Below are 3,267 nucleotides of genomic sequence, written 5' to 3'. Positions count from 1 at the left end.
GGTACAGCGCGACGGCATCGGCCCGGAACTCAAGGCTGTACTTCGACGTCCCCAACGGGAACTCCTGTTCCTCGGATCTTCACGATCCAATGATCAGGGTGTCCACGAGCAAGGGTCAGGCCCCGAGCGTATGACCGTTGTCCCACACCAGCACGATCGGGCCGCCGAGCTGTGTGGGCGCGGATGGCCAGGTCGCGGTAGTCCTTCCAGCCGAAGCCCTTCGGTTCATCCTTGCGGCCCCGGTACTCGCGGACCGCGTAGAACATTCGAGACCGCTCACCCAGCTTGTAGCAGGTCATCCCTGCCATGGAGACTCGGCCCGATCCCCGCCCGCGCACGCGGACGACCGGAGTGCTGCCCCTGCGGCCCCAGGTCCTGGCACGCGGCGGCGTCATCGACTGGCCAGCCTCGTCCTCGAAGACCACCCAGGCTCCGTTCGCAACCGCGATGCTCTTACCCGCGGCCACACCTCCCGCTTCCACAACTCCACCGCGTCGTCGTCACGCTCGATCGCACGCCGCGACGGCTGCTGCCAGGACCAGCCATAGCGCCGCAGCAGTCGCCACGTGCCCTCCACGGTGTACGAGACGTGAAACAACCGGCCGATCATCGTCTTCACCCGGGCCAGCGTCCACCGCTGATCGGCCCACCCGTGTGTCAGCGGACCGCGCTCCAACTCCCGCTCCAGCCTGGCCATCTGCGCGTCAGATAGTCGGGGTCGACCAGGTGACCCCTTCGAGGCGACTCCAGCGTGGCCGCCCTCGCGCCACTGACGTCGCCAACGTTCCACCGACCGCTCCGAGACCCGCAGCGTGGCAGCGATCTCCCAGTTCTTCCCGCCAGCCTCGAAGCGAGTCACGCCCTGGCGCGGGACCCGCTCCCGCGCGGCTCTGTCGACGTCGGTCAAGCCGCCGCCCTGCGCATATCTCACCGAACAAGGACTACGGAGGCCCGCTTCACGCTGTCTGACGAACAGCCCGACATCACCCGATCAAGTTCAGGCACGAACGCAACGAAGCTCCCGTTGATGCGGGTGACCTTGCCAAGTCGCCTGTGCCAACGGGAGCTTCGATGTGCCGTCAGTCTGCCAGTATCTGTCTGATCAAGTCGCCTTCGCGTCAGCACCGCGGGCTCGTGTATCTGCCGGAGCGACTGGCCACGCTGGCGACCCGCGCCATCGGCGGGGGAAGCGTCACCCGGTCGTGAGTGTGCTGCTGATCGCCTGCTCGGCCGTGCTGACCGGAGCACGCTCGTTCGCGGCGATCGGCCAGTGGGCCAGGGCGGCGCCGGAAGATGGCCTGGCCCGTCTCGGCGCCCGGACCGAGACCGTGTTCAGCGTCCGCCTCGCGCCGAGCGCGGCGACCATCCGCCGGGGTCCTCAATGCCGTCTGTCCCGGCGGGCTCGCGGACCTGCTCGGCGCCGGTCCGGCCGGGGGCGAGTCCCTGGCCGTCGACGGCAAGAGTGCCCGCGGCTCGGGCACCTGCACCACAGCGGCCGCGCACGTGCTGGCCGCAATGACCGGCACCGGACTGACCGTCACCCAGCTGCGGGTGCCGGACAAAACGAACGAGATCACCTGCTTCGCCGCTCTGCTGGAACCATTCGATCTGGCCGGCGTGACGGTAACCGCCGACGCGCTGCACACCCAGCGACGCGAGCACGCCCGTTTCCTGGTGGAGGGGAAGCAGGCGCACTACCTGCTGGTGGTCAAGGCCAACCAGCCCCGCCTGCATCACCAGCTGCGGCGCCGCGCTGGGAAGAGCGAAGTTGATCCGGGCGCCATGAGCGACGCGAGGACGCCCGCAAGCGTCGGGCAGGAGCCGGGCCGAAGTTCGCACTCGTCTTCAGCGACCAGGTGCTGGCCACGCTCGTGCATCTGCGGACCGGCCTGACGTACCAGGCGCTCGGGGTGATCTATGAGGTGGGCTCCTCCACCATCGGCAGGGCGATCGCCGAGATCCGCCCGCTGCACGCCGATCGCGGGTTCGCCGTCCCCGACCGGCCCGGGGTGTGCCTGTGTGTCCTGGCCGACGTGTCGCCTACGCCGAAGCGGAGGACGTCACGTCGCGGATCGACGGGATAGAGACCCAGGTCCGCCGCCCGCAAGCAGGCAGGCCGGGCCGGCGGGCCTTCGTCTCCGGCAAGCGCAGGCAGAACCCCATCAAGACGACCATGATCAGCGACCACCAGGGCACCCTATGGTCCAGGACCCGAGCTGCCCGGCGGCATGCACGACCAGACCGCCCTGCGCACGGAGGGCATCGCCGGGCAGTTCCACGAGCACCGCGGAGTGAAAGCCGAGGTCGACGACGGATACCGGGGCCTGGCGAACGAGATTCCCCGCCAGGTCCCGGCCCCGCCGAGGAAGCCGAAGAGCGTGACGAACCCGGCCGACGGGCCGCTCACCGAGTACCACGGCTGGCGCGAGCACAAACGCCGTCAGTTCTCCCGCCAGATCTGCGCCGAGCACGCCCACGCCGAAGTCCGCCAGTGGCGTCCGCTCCAGCGATACACCGGCCGCCGCGAGACCGTACGGCGAAACCCCACCAGGCCACCGCCGGCCTCGTCTCCGACCGCGCCGCCCGGCGGCCCACCCGGCACAAGCCGAGCACCGACCTCGTGTCTGTCCACGTGACCGCCTGCTGAATCACCTACCAGCCACCCCCCAGCCCAGCACGTCCCGTGATCAATCGCGGGACAGCCCGTAAACGCAACGGTGTTGTGATCCACCACATTGCGCGATCAAGTGAAATCAGGACGTGGTCTGCGATGATCCGGCCGGCTGCACCGTGTAACGCGCCCGCTAGGTGGCTGAGGATCCCTGCGGCCGAGGCGCGGGAGATGTCGTACTCGCCGCCAGGCCCGCCGAACTGGCCCACCACCCGCTCTCCGTTGTCGCCGCCGCCCGGCGGGTCCGGCTGCTGCTGCGCGAGCGGCGCGGTGCGCGGGCGCTGATCCCGGTGAGGATCTCGTGCGGGGTGGTCCCGGCCCACTGAGCCCATTCCACGGCCGTGGGCTCGCGCCTGGCCCCCGGCCGAACATGAGTGCGACTTCGCCCACGCATGTCTGCTCCATGCCGGTGTCGATGAGCCACTGGTCGATTGCGATCAGTCCCGCCACCTGCCTGCGGGCTCTGCCTGCTAGTGATCTGGTTTTGAGATCCTGTCGCAGTAGCGGCAGATCCGGTCGAGGATCTGGTCAGCGGTCTTGGTCCACTTGAAGGGCCTGGCCTCGTCGTTCCAGACCTTGATCCAGTCCTCGAGCGC

General features: G+C 69.1%; 4 protein-coding genes and 2 pseudogenes. 5 read left to right on the top strand and 1 reads right to left on the bottom strand.

Features of this window, described 5'->3' with window-relative positions; translation table 11 throughout:
- Positions 1 to 136: 136 nt before the first annotated feature.
- Positions 137 to 931 (bottom strand): annotated as a pseudogene (locus tag OTB20_RS41985) (IS630 family transposase); the annotation flags it as partial.
- 142 nt (positions 932 to 1,073) lie between these two features.
- Here OTB20_RS41985 and OTB20_RS42665 point away from each other — a divergent pair.
- The 5 genes and pseudogenes from OTB20_RS42665 to OTB20_RS41965 form a co-directional block, all read left to right on the top strand.
- Positions 1,074 to 1,361: pseudogene (locus OTB20_RS42665) on the top strand (transposase family protein); the annotation flags it as partial.
- Positions 1,294 to 1,893, top strand: a complete 600-nt coding sequence (locus OTB20_RS41975; RefSeq protein ID WP_267825155.1) for an ISAs1 family transposase — start codon at positions 1,294 to 1,296, stop codon at positions 1,891 to 1,893. The pseudogene OTB20_RS42665 and the gene OTB20_RS41975, both read left to right, overlap by 68 nt.
- The gene (locus OTB20_RS43105) at positions 1,857 to 2,084 is read left to right on the top strand and encodes a helix-turn-helix domain-containing protein (RefSeq protein WP_420716622.1); all 228 of its coding nucleotides are present in this window, start codon (positions 1,857 to 1,859) and stop codon (positions 2,082 to 2,084) included. The genes OTB20_RS41975 and OTB20_RS43105 overlap by 37 nt, the downstream gene beginning before the upstream one ends.
- A gap of 144 nt (positions 2,085 to 2,228) precedes the next feature.
- Positions 2,229 to 2,636 carry a hypothetical protein gene (locus tag OTB20_RS41970; RefSeq protein WP_267825154.1) on the top strand — a complete coding sequence of 136 codons (408 nt, stop codon included), beginning with the start codon at positions 2,229 to 2,231 and terminating at the stop codon, positions 2,634 to 2,636.
- 172 nt (positions 2,637 to 2,808) lie between these two features.
- Positions 2,809 to 2,997 (top strand): hypothetical protein, encoded by a 189-nt coding sequence (locus OTB20_RS41965; protein ID WP_267825153.1) that lies wholly within the window; start codon positions 2,809 to 2,811, stop codon positions 2,995 to 2,997.
- Positions 2,998 to 3,267 lie beyond the last annotated feature (270 nt).

It is taken from the genome of Streptomyces sp. H27-H1, assembly GCF_026627445.1.
Lineage (GTDB): Bacteria > Actinomycetota > Actinomycetes > Streptomycetales > Streptomycetaceae > Streptomyces.
This window is presented reverse-complemented; position numbering and strand designations above follow the sequence as displayed.

Bases quoted from the DNA above. Each gene is read 5' to 3' on its own strand.
- OTB20_RS41975 (WP_267825155.1), top strand. From the start codon at position 1,294: ATGGCCTGGCCCGTCTCGGCGCCCGGACCGAGACCGTGTTCAGCGTCC.
- OTB20_RS41970 (WP_267825154.1), top strand. From the start codon at position 2,229: ATGCACGACCAGACCGCCCTGCGCACGGAGGGCATCGCCGGGCAGTTC.